We start from the raw sequence: 17,314 nt of genomic DNA, 5'->3' as shown, positions 1-17,314 counted from the left end.
AAAGAAGGCATGTCCGGGATTTACCAGATTCCCTCCTTTGTAGAATTATTCACTCAAAAATCCCTTCTTAACACCGATTGCCCTTAATCATCCCCCTTAATTTAAGGGGGAAAGAGGGGGTTATAGCTATGATGCATCGTTTTTCTACGCACTTCATAACTCCCCCTTCCCCCTCTTAATCTTAAGAGGGGGGATTCTCTTTGCCCTTTGTGCCTTTGTGAGGGGGCCTCATTCCTCGCAGGCGGCAAAGCGTAATACACTGCCTGAAACTAATTCTATGCCCCCGGCTTTTAATACATTTGCGATTACGTTTACACCCGTTTGCAGTCTCCGCCAGTTGTTGTTTTGTAGTACCCACAACGACATATTATGCTCATCTGTTATCCCATCCCCCAGCTCATGCCGGAGGGAACTTTCCTGAAGATAATCCAATTGCAGATTAACCTTAAGGAGAGTATCAGGGGTTTTGATATCAAGATACCATGTACGCTGTATACATTTTAACGGGCTTATTTCAGGTGGCAACGATTCAGGGATACGCTCTGTCTCAACCTCTAACCTGACTCGTGCAGGTCTATTCAATTCCTGTATATAAAGTATGCCGACTGGTCTTGCGAGAAGCTCCTCCATAAGCACTACAGATTTATCACCTTCTCTGATTTCAGCACTCGCAGTCATATTCAATTGAACTGTCTGACGTAGTTTTTTTTCATCCTCACCGGGCAGTGTTAATGGCGGAAACGTGAAGTATGGCAGCCAATGGGCAGTATTAAATGGTGTGGGCTCAAGGATCATTTTTTTAAGAAGAGGATAACGCCATTGATTGTATAATCGCAATGCCTCAACCTGTTGCTCAAAAGGTTCCCCTTTTGCACCCGGATACAGCTCTTTTGATAAGTCCTGTTTAATAGTAAGCTCCAATGAGTTCACAAGACTATTAAATTCATTAGGACGGAACCATGCAAAACCGCCGACAGGCTTACTTTCCTTGCGTAGTTTCTCAAAAAATCCCTGCTGCTCCTTTTCTATTGTTACACCGAGGACATGGCTGATACGTTTTTTAAAGTACTGAAACAACTGGTCATTCTTTAATGTCTTTTCTTTTAATGGGTTGGGACTGCCAAGCTCAGGTGTATAAAAATACTGATAATTATCATTAAGGATATTACTCGGAAACGGCAGGACAGGGTCGGCATTGCGTCCGAAGGTAAGATCAAAATCCCATGGGATAATTACCCATTTACCTGTTTTTTTGCTGTGATAGAGGAAGTAGTTCTTATTGTATGTATCGCCATTACCTATTATGGTATTTAAGACCAGCCAGTTAATTACTGAGTCTACATCAAAATGCTCATTTAAAAAGCTGTGGAACTGCTCAACCGGTGTTGAATTAATCTCCTCAATCAGATTACGCAGAGAGGCAAAATCCCTGTCTTTAGGAGAAAGCTTTAACCAACACTCTTCCAAACGACCTTGATTTGCAGGCTCCATGTCACCGCAGTATACAATGTCATCCGGGTGATAGAATTCACCGTCTTTCCCAAGCCCAATGCGGTTAAGCATAGACGTATCAATCCATTCGATAAACAGATAAAGGCCGATGAATTTTCCGTTAATATTCAGCCGGTAATATTCTACTTTTGGAGAGGCCATGCCGAGTGAAGACGCCAGGTTCCACGCTATCCAATCACGCATATATGAAGGGTCAGTAGACATAGAGTGAAGGGATATTTTTCTGTTGCCCTGCCATGTATGTCCTTCGTTAATTCTTATCAGTAAGGACTTTTTGAGAAATGTGCGGGTAAATTGTCCGGATACTTCAACACGGCCGGAAATGCGAGTGCCATTTTCTACAATATCTACAGGGAAAGTAGATGTATCATAAGGTTCCTTGCGGAACAGTACCTCCGCATCCTTAGTATCCATTTCAAGGTCAAGCGTCTTGAAATGGTTTTCTGCCGCACCTGCATCAATCCATCCCATGAACAAAATAATTGCTGTTAAAATGATTATCTGATTTATCTTCATCCGAAAATCCTTTTTTAACGCAAATGGCTCCCCCCTTAAATTAAGGGGGGCAAGGGGGGTTATCGCTATGGATGCATCGTTCTTCTATGCATTTCATAACTCCCCCTATCCCCCCTCTTATCTTAAGAGGGGGGATTCCCTTGCTCCTTTGTGAGCCAACGGCTCATGCTATCATTTCTTCCAGTTCGTTGATATGCCGATATGCACGCCACTGTTTCGGTTAATATTACTTCCATCTAAGTCCATGACATAAGATGTATTGATAGTCGTTGTCCTATTCAGTTGGTATTTCAGCAGGAACTCTGAGTTGATCTGATGATAATGGTAACTATCATTAGGGCCATATATATCAACACTTCCGGATTCTGCTCCTGCGAATGAAGAAAGTGCTGATAATCTGAATCCTGCCTGCCATGATGGAGTTATTACATTCTTTTCCCATTTACCATAAGCCCACAATTCACTGCCGATTCCCCCGCTGCGTAAGGTTATGCCGAATCCTCCGCCCCAGATGCCTTTATTGTGGACTGTAAAAGGGTTTAGATATGGGTCAGGCTCGATGCGATAATAAATACCTGCATCAATCCCGGCTTTGCCGCCATCAGGGCGGGAACCAAGCAAATTACCTCGTCTGGTTGGTAATATCGCATTAACCTGCCATGTCCTGCCGTTACGAAACCGGTTGAGCCTCCCCCTTATCCCAATCTTAATGTCATCAATACTGTTGTTTGTTCTTATACCATCGTCTCTGTAGTTCCAACCGGTTGAGGCGATCAGGTTGTAATAATAAGAATAGCCGTACTCACCGTACAAATAGTACGTAGCCTCCTGATGTTTATCGGTATATTGCATAAGCTTACCATCCCTCTTCCAGAAACTATCGGCCTGTGAATAGCTGATGCCGGTAGAACCTACAGAATCCCCTTCACTCTGCATCCACGGACTTGCATAAACATTACCGGAAAATAAAAGGAGCAACAAATATAGTTGAATACTTATTACATGGATGGATGATTTACATGGATAAATGATAAATCCCAAATATGAAAATAATCTTGAGGCTGTTTCCAATTAAACTCCATTGATTACAAGAAGAAAACAATGTTGCAATCTCAATTAAACATGAAGCAGTTTCACATTTTGAACGCAACATTACTCCTAAGGATTTATAGGATTAGAATTTCTGAATTATTGATGAAAAAATGGTAAAAGTAAAGAAGAAAACAATTGAGATAAAACAAGACAGAACTTTGACTCACTGTTTGCAATTCAGCAAGGCAGGAATGCACCAGCGATTTATTTCAAGGAACTATTTGAGCAATGCCATGGCGGAAGTTCAACCACTTCTTAAATCTGTAGTTGTTTTCTCCTTTACTTTTCCCCTGGTTTCATAAATAATGCCAACATGTATACTGAGACACTTACTCCGTTAGAGGAAGTTTTGATCAAGCGGTTCATTGAGGTTATCAGAGAATTAATAGATGTTGAGTCTGTATATCTTTTTGGGTCGAGGGCAAGGGGGGAAGGGAGTATTGAGAGTGATATTGACATTGCTGTTGTTGTTAAAGACAGGGAGATGATCAAGGATGTCACCCGCAGTGTGTTGGATGCCTCTATAAAGATTGTTGAAGAGATGAATATCAGTGGAGAACTCATATTAAGCCCAATTGTCATTGAAGATGCCTTGTTAAAGGGGGACATCGGAGTAGGGAAAAGGATCAGGGAAGAGGGGATTTTGCTATGGTCAAAGAGATCGGAAAAGAAGAGAGAGACGGCTACATAACCGGTGCACTGAACCTTTCAAGAGAGAAGATAGAAGGCGCTATTGACGCCTACAGGAGAGGGAATTACGGCCAGGTGCTGTCTTCTTTATATTACGCTTACTTTCATCTCATCAAGGCCCTTCTTTACCAGAAAGGCTTTGACCCAAAAAGCCATGAAGGGGTTTACTCCATGCTGAACCTCCATTTCATAAAACCAGGGACATTGGATAAAAAATACAGCAGGCTCTTTGAACACCTCCATAAGGCCAGGGAGATTGCAGACTATAATCCACTTGCCCCTAAATACGATAAAGGGGATGCTGCCGGATACGTACACACATTTTCTGAAGTAGCCCCTGGGATTATAGAAATTATCAGGAATTATGATGAATTTTCTAAACCGGTATCAATCTCAATAGAGGAGTTAAAGCGTCTTTCAAAACAATAGGGCAGAACAATAGGGATTATAAATTCTGGAGTAATTAAATAAAGGTTGTACTTGACAAATAGTTGAACTATTTGTAAGGTAGTGCCATGCAAATAGTGAGGGAATTATATCAAAAGGTACGGCAATACATAAATACACCGGAGGCCATTGTTATTACCGGGATGCGGCGTGTTGGGAAAACTACCCTGCTACGGCATATCATGCAGGAGATTGAGTCGGATAACAAGATATTCATTGACCTTGAGAATCCTGTTAACCGTAAGCATTTTGAAGAGACTAATTATGAGAAGATATTAGATGCACTGATGTTCCTGGGTCTTAAAACCGGGGAAAGCGGGTTTGTATTTCTCGATTAGATACAATTTGTCAGCCAAATCCCTTCAGTTGTCAAATACCTTGCTGATCATTACAGGATAAAGTTTTTTCTCAGCGGGTCTTCAAGTTTCTATCTAAAAAATCTTTTTTCAGAGTCTCTGTCAGGGCGAAAGTATCTCTTTGAGCTTCACCCATTTAACTTCCGTGAATATCTGAGTGCAAAGAATCCTGCACTCAGGCTTGAAAACATTCAAGGCAGGGTTGCCAGGGGACTCTTTGAAGAGATTGACAGGTATTACAGTGACTATATTATGTTCGGTGGATTCCCCGGAGTGGTCTTGAAGGAATCGTCAGAAGAGAAGAGGATGATGCTTCAGGATATCTTTTCCTCTTACTTCCATCTTGAGGTTATTCAGCTTGGGGATTTCAGAAAGACCAATGTGATCAGAGATCTGATGCTGCTTCTTATGGAGCGGGTCGGTTCCAAACTGGATTTTCAAAAGCTCTCTAAAGAGTTGGGGGTATCAAGAGAAACGATTTATAACTATATGGCCTTCCTTGAAAATACCTACTTTATCTCCCTTATCAGGCCATTCAGCCGCAGCCGGGACTCTGAGATACGCAGTATGCCTAAATTTTATTTATGCGATACTGGGATTATCAATCATATCACCGGGCATATCACCGGGCATATCACCGGGCAAATTACCGGGCAGTTTGCCGGCATTGGCGAGGGTGCATTATTTGAAAACGCAATTTATTCAGCGCTGAGGGACAAGGGAGAGGTCAATTATTATCAGCGAAAAAGCGGAGCTGAGATTGATTTCATCCTGGATAAAAATCATGCGTACGAAGTAAAGCTGATGCCTTATGAGCAGGACTTAAAACGATTAAAGACAATAACCGGAGAGCTTAATCTCAAGAGCTGTCGAATTATCTCAAGGAAACATACAGAGCTTGAAAACACACAGTATGGTTTTATGCTTTGATAAAAAAATAGGATAGAAATTGTTAATCAATTGAAGGTGTCTAATGGCTAAAGAACCAGAAAACAAGTCAATGGAATCATGGATATGGGATGCAGCGTGCAGTATCCACGGTGCTGTTGACGCCCCTAAGTATAAAGATTTCATCCTGCCACTCATCTTTGTTAAACGTCTCTGCGATGTCTTTGATGATGAAATCAACCGGATTGCGTCAGAAGTCGGTTCAAGAGAGAAGGCATTCAGACTCGTTGAACATGATAAAAAGCTGGTACGGTTTTATATCCCCCTGAAATCAAATAATGCAGAAGAGCCGGTCTGGACTGCTATCCGCAAACTGACTGCTAAAATTGGTGAAACCCTTACAACGCACCTGCGCGCTGTTGCCAAAGAAAACCCCCTTCTTTCCGGAATTATTGACCGTGTGGACTTTAATGCCACGACCCACGGCGTACGTGATATAGATGATGACAGGCTTTCCAATCTCATAGAAAAGGTCAGTACTAAACGTCTTGGGCTTAATGACGTAGAACCGGACATCATCGGCAGAAGTTACGAATATCTCATACGCAAGTTCGCCGAAGGGGGCGGGCAGAGCGCCGGGGAATTCTACACTCCGAAAGAAGTGGGTATGATAATGGCAAAGATTATGAACCCCGAACATGGGATGACCATCTACGACCCCTGCTGCGGCTCCGCAGGGCTTCTTATAAAATGTGAACTGGCGCTGAATGAAAAGATGCAGGGTCAGGGGAGAAAGAAGTTTTCCGGGTTGACACTCTACGGACAGGAATACATCGCCCAGACCTGGGCCATGGCCAACATGAACATGATTATTCATGACATGGAAGGTCAGATAGAAATAGGCGACACCTTCCGTAATCCTAAGTTCAGGGATAACAATAGGCTCATGACCTTTGACCGCGTAGTTGCTAATCCCATGTGGAACCAGACCATGTTCGGGGAAAGGGATTACAATGCCGATACATTCGGACGCTTCCCTAACGGCGCCGGATACCCCGGAAACAAGGCCGATTGGGGCTGGATGCAGCATATCTTTGCGAGCCTGAATGACAGAGGAAAGGCCGCTGTAGTCTTTGACACCGGCGCAGCAAGCCGAGGCTCCGGCAATTCCAACAGCAATAAGGAAAAGGAAGTCCGCAAGTGGTTTGTTGAAAATGATATTATGGAAGGGGTGCTTTACCTGCCGGAAAACCTCTTCTACAATACCTCTGCACCGGGGATCATCCTCTTCCTGAATAAATTGAAACCGGCAGACCGGAAGAACAAGCTCTTCCTTGTCAATGCCTCAAAGGAATTCGCCAAAGGCGACCCGAAAAACTATATCACGGAAGAAGGAATCGGAAAAATCGCCTCGGCCTTCCTCAAATGGGAAGAGATAGAAAAGTTCAGCCGTATTGTGACAAAAGAAGAAATCGTCAGGAACGACTACAACATCTCACCCAGCCGTTACATCCATGTGAGCGAAGCCGAAGAATACCGGCCGATTACGGAGATTGTGGAGGAACTGAACGCCCTTGATGAGGAGGCAAAGGAAACAAATGCGGCATTGCGGGCGATTCTATCAAGGATAGGGATATGAAGAAAGAGAAAGAGTTATTTAGGAATTAGGAATTAGGAATTAGGAATTAGGAATTAAGAATTAGGAATTAAGAATTAAGAATGGGGATTTGTTGATGAAACATGATAATATTGTTCAAGAAAAGTCGTATGCATTTGCCTTGCGGATGGTGAAATTGTATCAGCATCTATCGGAACAGAAAAAGGAATTTGTTCTTTCCAAACAGGTGCTGCGCAGCGGAACCTCCATCGGGGCCAATGTGGAGGAGGCTATTGGCGGACAATCGGAAAGGGATTTCTCGGCTAAAATGAGCATTGCCTACAAAGAAGCGAGAGAGACGCATTATTGGCTGCGTCTGCTGCGTGATTCCGGATACCTCGGCGCAAACGAATCTACCTCTATCATCACAGACTGCGAAGAACTCTTGAAGCTCACAGGAAGCATCATCAAAACTATGAAATCGAAAAGAATTACTAATTCCAAATTATGAATTACGAAATGTTTTTCTACATTCCTAATTCCAGATTCTCAATTATGAATTACTTGATCCTGCCCACAGAGGAGGAGTTGTTGGCAGTAATTGAACGGAAGCGGGAACTTATAGTGCGGGACCAACAGGTGCGGTATGGAGGGGGATAGGTGTAATGACTGACTACTCGCTACTCTTGGAAGACCCTCCTCGCGGTTGGATGCAAGCAAGACTTGATGACATTTGCAGGCGTGTCCAAGACGCCGCGTCGCCCTCGGCTAACGGGCAACGTTTGTATCTCGGTCTTGAACATCTTGCGTCTGGGCTTCCCACGCTGGTGGGCCGTGGAAAGGAATCTGATGTTCGCAGTGGCAAGACAACGTTCCGCAAAGATGATATTCTTTTCGGCAAGCTGCGTCCTTATCTTCGCAAGTCCGTGTTGGTGAGCGAGGACGGCATCTGTTCGACAGACATTCTCGTATTCCGAGCGACGGAGAAGTGCATCCCTGAGTTTTTATGCCTCTTGACACATACAGACGAGTTCGTAGGTCACTCAAAAAAAACGACATCGGGTGTTCAGCATCCGCGTACATCATGGGCGGCATTACGAGAGTTTAAACTCTATGTTCCTCCCCTCCCCGAGCAGAGGAAAATTGCAGCAGTGTTGGGACAGGTACAGCAGGCGATCGAGCAACAGGAACGGCTGATTGCACTGACTACGGAACTGAAAAAGACACTCCTCCACCAACTCTTCACCCAGGGCCTGCACGGCGAACCCCAAAAACAAACCGAAATCGGCCCCGTACCGGAGAGTTGGAAGGTGGTGCGCCTTGACTCATTGTTCCGAATTCAGCAAGGTAAGCAGGTTTCAAAGAAGAACCGCATTGGCGATAACCAGTGTCCTTTCCTCCGCACGAAAAATGTCTTTTGGGGCCGACTTGATTTGTCAGAACTTGACGAAATGTACTTCACTGAAGCGGAAGAAAAGCGATTGACCTTACAGCCGGGAGACCTGCTTGTTTGTGAGGGTGGCGACATTGGGCGTACAGCAATGTGGAACGGAGAGTTGGCTGCTTGTTACCATCAAAACCATCTTCATCGAGTGAGGGCTGTCAATCTCGAGAATGTTGAGCCGGCCTTCTTGATGTATTGGCTCTGGTATGCGTTTGAGTTTGGGCACCTGTATTTTGGCAGGGGAAATGTAACGACCATCCCGAACTTATCTCAATCGAAGCTGGCGGAGTTGCCTATTCCATATACTCAGCTAAATGAGCAGCGCGAAATTGTTGCCGCACTTGATGCATTGTCAGCGAAAGAAGAATTGCACAAGCGCAAACATGCCTTACTTTCTGACCTCTTCCGCACCCTGTTGCACCAGTTGATGACAGCGCAGATAAGGGTCAATGATATTGATCTTACGGTTTAACTTTCATTTTAATTTGATTGTATAATAAATAAAAATGCTATATAACTGAAAAAATCAGTATTAGCCGGAGGGATATTATGAGAACGTCAGCGGTTGGACAAAAATTTCAAAGGGTAGTCCTGTAATAACAGGCACAAAAATACGGGCTATTGAGTCCCTGTCTTGCTTTTCATTTTGGAATGTGCAATAGTTTAGCGACTCTCCCCAGGCAGGAGTCCGGTGTTTTGTGCGGGCCAAAAAATTATGACGAAAAAGATACCTATTAAAATAGAACCTTGTCCAATTATTGAAGCTGTTGTTGACTTCAGGTTTGACTCAGTAATGCCTGCTGATGCCATATTTGGGATAATTTATAAATCATTTAGAGAGGAATTTCATGATAAAGTTGAAAACCTCCCAATACTACAAATACCTGAAGCGATACGCTCGCAAGATCCAAATTTCCGTTTTCAGCCATATTATCGTTTCCAGAATGAAAATTACCTTTTACAAATTGGTCCCAGGGTTATAAATTTTATAAATCAAAAAAATTATTTAGGATGGGACGCGTTTTACTCAAGGATAAAAGATGCGCTATTAAAGGTTCAAGGACTGGAATTAGTGACAAACTTTAACCGATTAGGAATAAGGTACATCAATATGTTTCCCTTTGATATATATGATAGGATTAACCTTGAAATATTTATGAGTGGGGGACGATTAAAAGCCAATCAAACAACAGTACGTACTATTATTCAAACGAGCAACTTCACTACTAATTTACAGATTGCCAACAATGCGCAGGTTGCAACTACTAATGCCATCATAACAGGCTCAGTTATTGATATTGATACGTACATCGAGATTGATAATTTACCAATTTTCCAGAATCCGGATGAAATTATCGGTAATGCACATAATGAAGAAAAACGATTGTTTTTCGATCTTCTAAAAGACGATTTAATAGCAGAGATGAATCCTGTCTATGCTGCTGAATGATTGGAGGTGACTAATGTCTGAAACACGTAATACTGTTTCAAAGCTAATTATTCCAGTTTCCCTATCTCTTATTGCTTTACAGGGTTATCCCTTAGAAGACGCATTGCCTGTACCTTCCAAAAACTACGATTTACCCATTGTCTCAAAAAGATATTCATGGGAAGAAACAAAAGCAGATCAATATTATGACTTGATTGGTCAAAACAGATATCAAATCATTAAAAGATTTACAGAAAACATTTTGAAAGAATCTGTTGATATCCCTCCTGAATTTTCGAAAGCAATCAATGATGAGTTTTGGAATATTTTATGATTGCATTAGATGATTTCCGTATTTTCCTTCCGAAATATTTATCAGAAGAATCCACACTAAGCCTCTTTCAGGAACTTACTCAATTTCCCTTAAATATTGATGCCCGTTTTTATTCAAATAAATATTTATACCCAAATGATATTCTTCAGGGCGATGGGCTTAATGGAATGTTGCTGGTTAACCTACCGGATACAAAGATTGGTGCGGGTAAGGCAATCATTATCTCTAACTCTTGCGATATGGATACCTCTAACTCTGGCCTGTTTGCATCATCAATTTGTTATTGTCCTATTTTTAAGCTAAACAAGTATGAGGGCATGCTAAAAAGCAAGTACCCGGATTTATCGGATACCAGGATTCCTAAACACATTCAGGATATAAGAGCACAAAGAGTCTCACAGATTTTCTTTCTCCCGTCTGCGGGTGAATTGCAAAACGATTCCTTTGTCTTTTTTGATAAAATATGTAATTGTGACAATTTAAGCATAGATAGGGCAACATTGAATAACAGAAAAATATTTATGTTGAGCAACTATGGGTTCTATTTATTCTTATTTAAATTGTCAATTCATTTTACGAGAATAAGAGAGTCTATAGATAGAACTTAAGTTATGAATTCTTTCACTGAACACAAAACCGTCCAGTCCCGCATCCTGAAATATGCAGAGGGAATCGGCTGGTCTTACGTTGACAGGAGTACTGCGGAAAAACGGCGTGGATTTAATTCAGGATCAAGTGATATTCAGGAACGGTGCCGCACGGCGTCGCTCTATTTTGAAGATACTCTCTATGCCAAGGTCAGGGAGTTTAACCCCCGCTATCAGGAGACAGAGGGGGCGCTGGTCAGCCTTTTCAGCAAGTTAAAAACTGACATTTACGGAAACCGTGATTTTGTCAAATACCTCCGCAACGAGGGTACCTTTTTTGATAAGGAAGAAAACCGTGACCTGAATCTGATACTGATTGATTATGTGAATCCCCGTAACAATATATTTGAGGTAACAGAGGAATTCTACTGGTTCAACGGGCATTACGGCAATCGCGAGGATGTGGTTTTTCTCATCAACGGCATACCGGTGCTGGTCATTGAGTGTAAAAATGCTAATAAAGATGAAGCCATAGCACTCGGTATAGACCAGATCCGCCGCTATCACCGGGAGACGCCGGAGTTTTTTGTCCCTGAGCAGATTTATACTGCTACCGAGGCCATTGGTTTCTTCTATGGTGTGACATGGAATTCTTTGCGCCGCAATATCTTCAACTGGAAGGATGAAGAGGCGGGCAACCTTGAGGGGAAAATCAAGACCTTCTGCGCCATTCCTCAGGTCTTGAAGTTTATCAAAGACTACATCCTTTTCGTGGAGAAAGATGAAGAGCTGTCAAAGTTCATTCTCCACCAGCACCAGACTGCCGCTGTTGAGCGGATCATGGAACGGTCTCATGATGCGGCCCGGCACAGGGGACTCATCTGGCATACTCAGGGGAGCGGTAAGACCTATACAATGATCAAGTCTGCTGAAATGCTTTTCAAGGCTCCGAAACTTGACAAGCCTACGGTAATCCTGATGATAGACCGCAATGAGCTGGAAGACCAGATGCTCAAAAACCTGCTTTCGCTTGGTTTGGGAAATGTGGAACATGCGTATAAAATCAGCCGCCTCAATGAACTCTTAAGATCCGATTATCGCGGCATTATCGTGACTATGATTCACAAATTCAGGGACATGCCCGCTAACATAAGCACGAGAAGCAATATCTTCGTGTTGGTAGATGAAGCCCACCGGACAACAGGAGGTGACCTCGGTAATTACCTGATGGCAGGGCTTCCCAACGCAACTTATATAGGCTTTACCGGAACGCCGGTGGATAAAACAGCCTACGGTAAAGGCACATTCAAGACATTCGGCATGGAAGATGAGAAAGGGTATCTGCACAAGTATTCCATTTCTGAGAGTATCGAAGACGGCACAACCCTTCCACTTTATTATAACCTTGCGCCCAACGACATGCGTGTACCTTATGAACAATTAGATAAGGAGTTTCTCTCCCTCGCAGAGACAGAAGGTATTGCAGATATTGAAGAGTTGAATAAGATCCTCGACCGTGCGGTGAATCTGAAAAACTTCCTGAAGGCACAGGACCGTATTGAAAATATTGCGCAGTTTGTTGCAAGGCATTACAGGGAGAATGTGGAACCGCTGGGGTATAAGGCATTTCTTGTAGGTGTTGACCGCGAGGCATGCGCACTCTACAAGAAGGCGCTGGATAAATACCTGCCGCAGGAATACTCGCAAGTTGTCTATACCGGGAATAATAATGACACGGCGCTGCTGAAGGAATTCCATCTTGAAGAGAAGAAAGAGAGGCAGATTCGAAAGGCATTTACTAAATATGGCGAGCCCCCGCAAATCCTTATTGTCACAGAAAAACTCCTCACAGGTTTTGATGTCCCCATTCTTTATGCCATGTATCTGGATAAACCGATGCGTGACCATACCCTATTGCAGACCATAGCCCGTGTCAATCGCCCTTATGAGGATGAAGAAAAGGAGATGGTAAAGCCTCATGGATTTGTTCTGGATTTTATAGGTATCTTTGAGAAACTGGAAAAGGCCCTTGCCTTTGACAGCGATGAAATAAACGCCATTGTTAAGGACCTTTCACTTTTAAAGATGTTATTCAGAAACAAGATGGAGAGTAAGGCACCGGACTACCTTAAACTAATTCAGCACAATTTTAATGACAAGGATGTAGATAACCTGATTGGACATTTCCGTGACAAAGAAAGGCGCAAAGAGTTTTTTAAAGATTACAAAGAGCTGGAAATGCTTTATGAGATCATATCGCCCGATGCCTTCTTACGAGAGTACATAGATGATTACAGGGCGCTCTCGGCCATGTATGATATTGTTAGGAAGGCATACACAAATAAGGTCTATGTTGATAAGGAATTTCAGCGTAAGACGAATGAGCTTGTAAGGGAGCATGTTGGTGTATGTGGCTTGCAGGCGGTAGACGAGATTATTGCAATAGACGAAAAAACTATTGAGATTATCAAAAAGAAAGAAGGCGGGGATAACACAAAAATAATTAACCTTATTAAAGGCATTGAACGGATTGCTGAAGAACATAGCGATGACCCTTATCTTATCGCCATGGCTGAAAGGGCAAAAGCCGTTCGGGAAAACTATGAGGACCGCCAGACAACGACTTCCGAAGCCCTGGATACACTGCTTAAAATGATTGAACAGAACGAACAACGCAAGAAGGAGCAGGCCGAACTCAGGTTGGATGGGTTGACTTATTTCATTTACAACTACCTGAGGGAAGGCGGTCTTTCAGACGCTGAACAGGCAGGTAAAGATATAAAAGAGATACTGATAGAATATCCTGATTGGGCACACAGCGATAAATCCATGCGGGAGGCCAGGCAAAAGACAACGTTCAGGATCTGCCGGTCTACCATACTCTCTGGCACACTCTCTGATGACAACCTCGATAAAGTTTCTGAAATAGTAGATAACCTTTTCCGCCTGATCGGGAAGTCAAGGAATGATAAATGACAAGATGGGAAAACAGAAAAGATTTTAAATCGTCCGTTCTGACATGGGCGGATAAACTTGAGATCAAGGTTCAATCAATATATCTGCGTCCTATGAAAAACAAGTGGGCCTCATGTTCCCAAAACGGCCGCCTGAATTTTAATGCTGAACTGCTGAATATAGAGAGAGGACTCGGGGAATATGTCATTGTCCATGAGCTGATGCATCTTCGCACCCCTAATCATGGCTCACTCTGGAAGAGTTACATGAATGTTTATATGCCTGGTTGGGAATTGCGTGATAATAAATTGAAGGTTTTATGAGGCTCTTGCAAAAGTCTCTGTTATCCCCGAAATCATCTATCCCCGATAAAAACATTCGTGGACGGATATGTTTTTCTGTTAAAAAACGATAGATTCCCGCTAAAAACATGCGGGAATGACAGCTTTTTGGGACTTTTGTAAGAGCCTCTTATGCTTTGAAAAAAATATGATAGAAATTGTTAATTAAGATATGTATAATGTGGGGCAGAATTTCAAGAGAAGTTTCTTCCTGCATATTTACACAAAGGGATTTTCGAGTGAAGATAACAAGAAAAGAAGTGGAACATGTGGCGAACCTTGCGAGGCTTGCTCTTAAAGAGGAAGAGATGGAGCAGTTTACTGTTCAACTGAGCGACATCCTTACTTATGTGGAAAAGTTGAATGAACTTGATACGAAGGATGTAGAACCGACTTCTCATGCATTGCCGGTTAAAAATGTGATGAGGGAGGATAAGACTACAGAATCAATAGAGAGAAGAAAGGCGCTTGGGAATGCACCTGACAGGACGGAGGAGTTTTTCAGGGTGCCTAAGGTGATTGAGTAGGGAGTCGAAGATAGAAGTAAGAGGCAAGAAGTTAGAAGTAAAAAGAAAGATGAAGAGGCAAGACGTAAGAAACAGATTCAGGAGGGTCAGGTTTTGCTGAGAAAGATGCTTAGGGCTAAGATACACAGGGCGACAGTGACGGATGCTAACCTTAGTTATGAGGGGAGTATTACCATTGATGAAGACCTGATTGAGGCCGCAGGTATATTACCTTATGAGCAGGTTATGGTGTCAAACCTGAATAATGGTGAGCGGTTTGAGACTTATGTTATCCTTGGTCAGCGTGGAAGCGGCCAGGTGTGCCTGAATGGCCCTACAGCGAGAAAGGCACTGTCTGGGGATAAGATAGTTATATTCTGTTATGAATCCTATAGTGAAGAGGAACTGAAGACTTACAAACCTAAGATAATTATTGTGAATGAGAAGAATGAGATAGTTTCGACAGACACAAAGTTATGAGCAGGGAGCAGAAGTAAGAAGTTAGAAGCAAGACGTAAGAGAGGGATGCTTAGATTATTCCCCCTCCCTTGAGGGGAGGGGGTCAGGGGGAGGGTGAGACTATGAAGCATGGGATGCCGTTGCTCACCCCCACCCTAACCCTCCCCCCTCAAGGGGGAGGGGATAAATTGGCATAGGTGCTCTTTGTGGGGAGGGTGAGCTATGGAGATATTCGCGTGGAACTTTATAGTCTGACAATACATGAGCTTCATGATCTTCTGAAAAAAGGAGAGGTCTCATCCCGTGAGATTACTGCATCTGTCTATGATAGAATACATGAGGTTAATGATAAGGTTCGTGCTTATCAGTTTCTAACAGAAGACAAGGCGTTCGCACAGGCAGAACATGCGGACAAAGTAATAAGCAGTGGAGGGAATGTCCCCTATCTTACAGGTATTCCGCTTGCAATAAAAGATAATCTATGCACAGAGGGTGTGCCGACTACCTGTGCCTCAAAGATACTTTATAATTTTATCCCGCCATATAATGCAAATGTAATCAACCGGCTTGAGAATGAAGGTTATGTTCATACCGGCATGACCAATATGGATGAGTTTGCAATGGGCTCTTCAACAGAGAACTCGGCATTTCAGACTACAAGAAACCCATGGGATATTGAAAGAGTACCGGGCGGCTCAAGCGGCGGCTCTGCTGCTGCGGTTGCAGCAGATGAATGTATTGCGGCACTCGGTTCTGATACCGGAGGCTCAATACGCCAGCCAGCGGCCCTATGCGGTGTAGTGGGGTTTAAACCGACTTATGGTCGTGTTTCACGTTATGGCCTGATTGCATTTGCTTCATCACTTGACCAGATTGGACCTATCACAAAAGATGTAACTGATTCTGCAATAATGTTAAAGGCCATAAGCGGTCATGACAGTAAAGATTCCACCTCTGTTAATCAACCTGTGCCTGATTATCTCAGTGTTTTGGGGCGTGATATAAAAGGTATGAGACTTGGTATCCCGCGTGAGTATTTCATCGGCGGCCTTGCACCTTCAATAGAAAATAGTGTGAAGAAGGCATTGAGTGTGCTTGAGGGGCTTGGTGCTGAAACAGTTGAAATTTCCCTTCCGCATACTGAATATGCAGTTGCAGTCTATTATATTATTGCTACAGCAGAGGCAAGCTCCAACCTTGCCAGATATGACGGGGCCAAATACGGTTACAGGGCAAAGGATGCGGTTGACCTGATTGATATGTACAAAAAGACAAGGGATGAAGGATTCGGTTCTGAAGTCAAAAGGAGGATAATGCTTGGGACTTATGTCCTCAGTGCAGGATATTATGATGCCTATTACAAAAAGGCACAGCAGGTCAGGACCCTGATAAAAGGGGATTTTGATAAGGCATTTACACAGGTAGATGCCATACTGACACCAACTTCACCGACACCTGCATTCAAGGTCGGAGAGAAGACACAGAACCCCCTTGAGATGTATCTATCAGATATATTCACAATATCAGTAAACCTTGCGGGGATTCCCGGTATCTCGATACCGTGCGGATTTACAAAAGAAGACCTCCCTGTTGGATTGCAGATACTCGGCAGGCATTTTGATGAAGAGAAGATATTGCAGATAGCATATAGCTATGAGCAGGCTACGGAGTGGCATAAGAAGAGGCCGGAGATAGGATAGAAGTTAGAAGCAAGAGGCAAGATGTCAGAAGCAAGAAATGAGGCCCCCTCCCCCGTGCCCCCCTCCTGCCTCCCCCCGCAAAAGAGGGGGGAGGAATTTGGAAGGAATTTAATTGCAGCCCTCCCGCAAGGGGAGAGGGAGGCTAACGTGAATTCCCCCTCCCTTGACGGGAGGGGGGTAGGGGGAGGGTGAGCTATGGAGATTCTCGGATGAACCCACATGAACCAAGGTTCACAAAGGGACATGAAAATCAGCGGGACAAGAATGTCCCACCTATCCTCATAGATATGGATAGGCGGGGTTTTCTTACCCCGCCGGAAGGATTTTCGGATGAACTCGCATGAGCGGGGCGCTCACAAATGGCAATGAAAACCCCACCCTCACCCTAACCCTCTCCCTGAGGGAGAGGGGGCTACGTTGATTCCCTCCCCTTCAAGGGGAGGGGTAGGGTGGGGATGGGG

Annotated in this window: 16 protein-coding genes and 1 pseudogene; 15 read left to right on the top strand and 2 right to left on the bottom strand. The window is 43.6% G+C overall.

The window, feature by feature from the left end:
- Positions 1–228 precede the first annotated feature (228 nt).
- The gene (locus tag HZA08_10340) at positions 229–2,028 is read right to left on the bottom strand and encodes a CotH kinase family protein (GenBank protein ID MBI5193823.1); all 1,800 of its coding nucleotides are present in this window, start codon (positions 2,026–2,028) and stop codon (positions 229–231) included.
- 171 nt (positions 2,029–2,199) lie between these two features.
- The gene (locus HZA08_10335; protein MBI5193822.1) at positions 2,200–3,069 is read right to left on the bottom strand and encodes a hypothetical protein; all 870 of its coding nucleotides are present in this window, start codon (positions 3,067–3,069) and stop codon (positions 2,200–2,202) included.
- Positions 3,070–3,433: 364 nt separating this feature from the next.
- On the opposite strand from HZA08_10335, the gene HZA08_10330 reads away from it, so the two are divergent.
- The 15 genes and pseudogenes from HZA08_10330 to HZA08_10260 all read left to right on the top strand — a co-directional run bounded on the left by HZA08_10330 (position 3,434) and on the right by HZA08_10260 (position 17,197).
- Complete coding sequence (locus HZA08_10330) at positions 3,434–3,811, top strand: nucleotidyltransferase domain-containing protein (protein ID MBI5193821.1); 378 nt, start codon at positions 3,434–3,436, stop codon at positions 3,809–3,811.
- Positions 3,769–4,239, top strand: coding sequence for a HEPN domain-containing protein (locus tag HZA08_10325; protein MBI5193820.1), 471 nt, complete (start codon positions 3,769–3,771; stop codon positions 4,237–4,239). Before HZA08_10330 ends, HZA08_10325 begins: the two co-directional genes overlap by 43 nt.
- A gap of 86 nt (positions 4,240–4,325) precedes the next feature.
- Positions 4,326–5,543: pseudogene (locus HZA08_10320) on the top strand (ATP-binding protein).
- A 43-nt stretch (positions 5,544–5,586) separates the two neighbouring features.
- Positions 5,587–7,140, top strand: coding sequence for an SAM-dependent DNA methyltransferase (locus HZA08_10315; GenBank protein MBI5193819.1), 1,554 nt, complete (start codon positions 5,587–5,589; stop codon positions 7,138–7,140).
- Positions 7,141–7,234: 94 nt separating this feature from the next.
- Positions 7,235–7,609 carry a four helix bundle protein gene (locus tag HZA08_10310; protein ID MBI5193818.1) on the top strand — a complete coding sequence of 125 codons (375 nt, stop codon included), beginning with the start codon at positions 7,235–7,237 and terminating at the stop codon, positions 7,607–7,609.
- 154 nt (positions 7,610–7,763) lie between these two features.
- Positions 7,764–9,014, top strand: coding sequence for a restriction endonuclease subunit S (locus tag HZA08_10305; protein ID MBI5193817.1), 1,251 nt, complete (start codon positions 7,764–7,766; stop codon positions 9,012–9,014).
- Positions 9,015–9,257: 243 nt separating this feature from the next.
- The gene (locus HZA08_10300; GenBank protein MBI5193816.1) at positions 9,258–9,992 is read left to right on the top strand and encodes a TIGR04255 family protein; all 735 of its coding nucleotides are present in this window, start codon (positions 9,258–9,260) and stop codon (positions 9,990–9,992) included.
- 13 nt (positions 9,993–10,005) lie between these two features.
- Positions 10,006–10,305 carry a hypothetical protein gene (locus HZA08_10295; GenBank protein MBI5193815.1) on the top strand — a complete coding sequence of 100 codons (300 nt, stop codon included), beginning with the start codon at positions 10,006–10,008 and terminating at the stop codon, positions 10,303–10,305.
- Positions 10,290–10,913: a hypothetical protein gene (locus HZA08_10290; GenBank protein MBI5193814.1), complete on the top strand. Its 624-nt coding sequence runs from the start codon at positions 10,290–10,292 to the stop codon at positions 10,911–10,913. The genes HZA08_10295 and HZA08_10290 overlap by 16 nt, the downstream gene beginning before the upstream one ends.
- A 3-nt stretch (positions 10,914–10,916) precedes the next feature.
- Positions 10,917–13,868 (top strand): HsdR family type I site-specific deoxyribonuclease, encoded by a 2,952-nt coding sequence (locus HZA08_10285; GenBank protein ID MBI5193813.1) that lies wholly within the window; start codon positions 10,917–10,919, stop codon positions 13,866–13,868.
- Positions 13,865–14,170, top strand: a complete 306-nt coding sequence (locus HZA08_10280) for a M48 family metallopeptidase (GenBank protein MBI5193812.1) — start codon at positions 13,865–13,867, stop codon at positions 14,168–14,170. The genes HZA08_10285 and HZA08_10280 overlap by 4 nt, the downstream gene beginning before the upstream one ends.
- Before the next feature lie 257 nt (positions 14,171–14,427).
- Positions 14,428–14,715: an Asp-tRNA(Asn)/Glu-tRNA(Gln) amidotransferase subunit GatC gene (gatC, locus tag HZA08_10275; protein MBI5193811.1), complete on the top strand. Its 288-nt coding sequence runs from the start codon at positions 14,428–14,430 to the stop codon at positions 14,713–14,715.
- Between the two features lie 93 nt (positions 14,716–14,808).
- A complete protein-coding gene (locus HZA08_10270) occupies positions 14,809–15,174 on the top strand; it encodes an aspartate 1-decarboxylase (GenBank protein MBI5193810.1) in 366 nt (121 codons plus the stop codon).
- Positions 15,175–15,389: 215 nt separating this feature from the next.
- Complete coding sequence (gene gatA / locus HZA08_10265; GenBank protein MBI5193809.1) at positions 15,390–16,853, top strand: Asp-tRNA(Asn)/Glu-tRNA(Gln) amidotransferase subunit GatA; 1,464 nt, start codon at positions 15,390–15,392, stop codon at positions 16,851–16,853.
- A 188-nt stretch (positions 16,854–17,041) separates the two neighbouring features.
- Positions 17,042–17,197 (top strand): hypothetical protein, encoded by a 156-nt coding sequence (locus HZA08_10260; GenBank protein MBI5193808.1) that lies wholly within the window; start codon positions 17,042–17,044, stop codon positions 17,195–17,197.
- The last annotated feature ends 117 nt before the right edge of the window (positions 17,198–17,314 follow it).

The organism is Nitrospirota bacterium (genome assembly GCA_016212215.1).
In the GTDB taxonomy this organism is placed as follows: Bacteria; Nitrospirota; 9FT-COMBO-42-15; order HDB-SIOI813; family HDB-SIOI813; genus JACRGV01.
Note: the sequence above shows the minus strand (reverse complement) of the source record. Positions and strands in the feature narration are given on the sequence as shown.

Coding starts and splice junctions, on each gene's coding strand:
- HZA08_10340 (MBI5193823.1), bottom strand. CDS start 2,028: ATGAAGATAAATCAGATAATCATTTTAACAGCAATTATTTTGTTCATG.
- HZA08_10330 (MBI5193821.1), top strand. CDS start 3,434: ATGTATACTGAGACACTTACTCCGTTAGAGGAAGTTTTGATCAAGCGG.
- HZA08_10325 (MBI5193820.1), top strand. CDS start 3,769: ATGGTCAAAGAGATCGGAAAAGAAGAGAGAGACGGCTACATAACCGGT.
- HZA08_10315 (MBI5193819.1), top strand. CDS start 5,587: ATGGCTAAAGAACCAGAAAACAAGTCAATGGAATCATGGATATGGGAT.
- HZA08_10310 (MBI5193818.1), top strand. CDS start 7,235: ATGAAACATGATAATATTGTTCAAGAAAAGTCGTATGCATTTGCCTTG.
- HZA08_10305 (MBI5193817.1), top strand. CDS start 7,764: ATGACTGACTACTCGCTACTCTTGGAAGACCCTCCTCGCGGTTGGATG.
- HZA08_10300 (MBI5193816.1), top strand. CDS start 9,258: ATGACGAAAAAGATACCTATTAAAATAGAACCTTGTCCAATTATTGAA.
- HZA08_10295 (MBI5193815.1), top strand. CDS start 10,006: ATGTCTGAAACACGTAATACTGTTTCAAAGCTAATTATTCCAGTTTCC.
- HZA08_10285 (MBI5193813.1), top strand. CDS start 10,917: ATGAATTCTTTCACTGAACACAAAACCGTCCAGTCCCGCATCCTGAAA.
- HZA08_10280 (MBI5193812.1), top strand. CDS start 13,865: ATGACAAGATGGGAAAACAGAAAAGATTTTAAATCGTCCGTTCTGACA.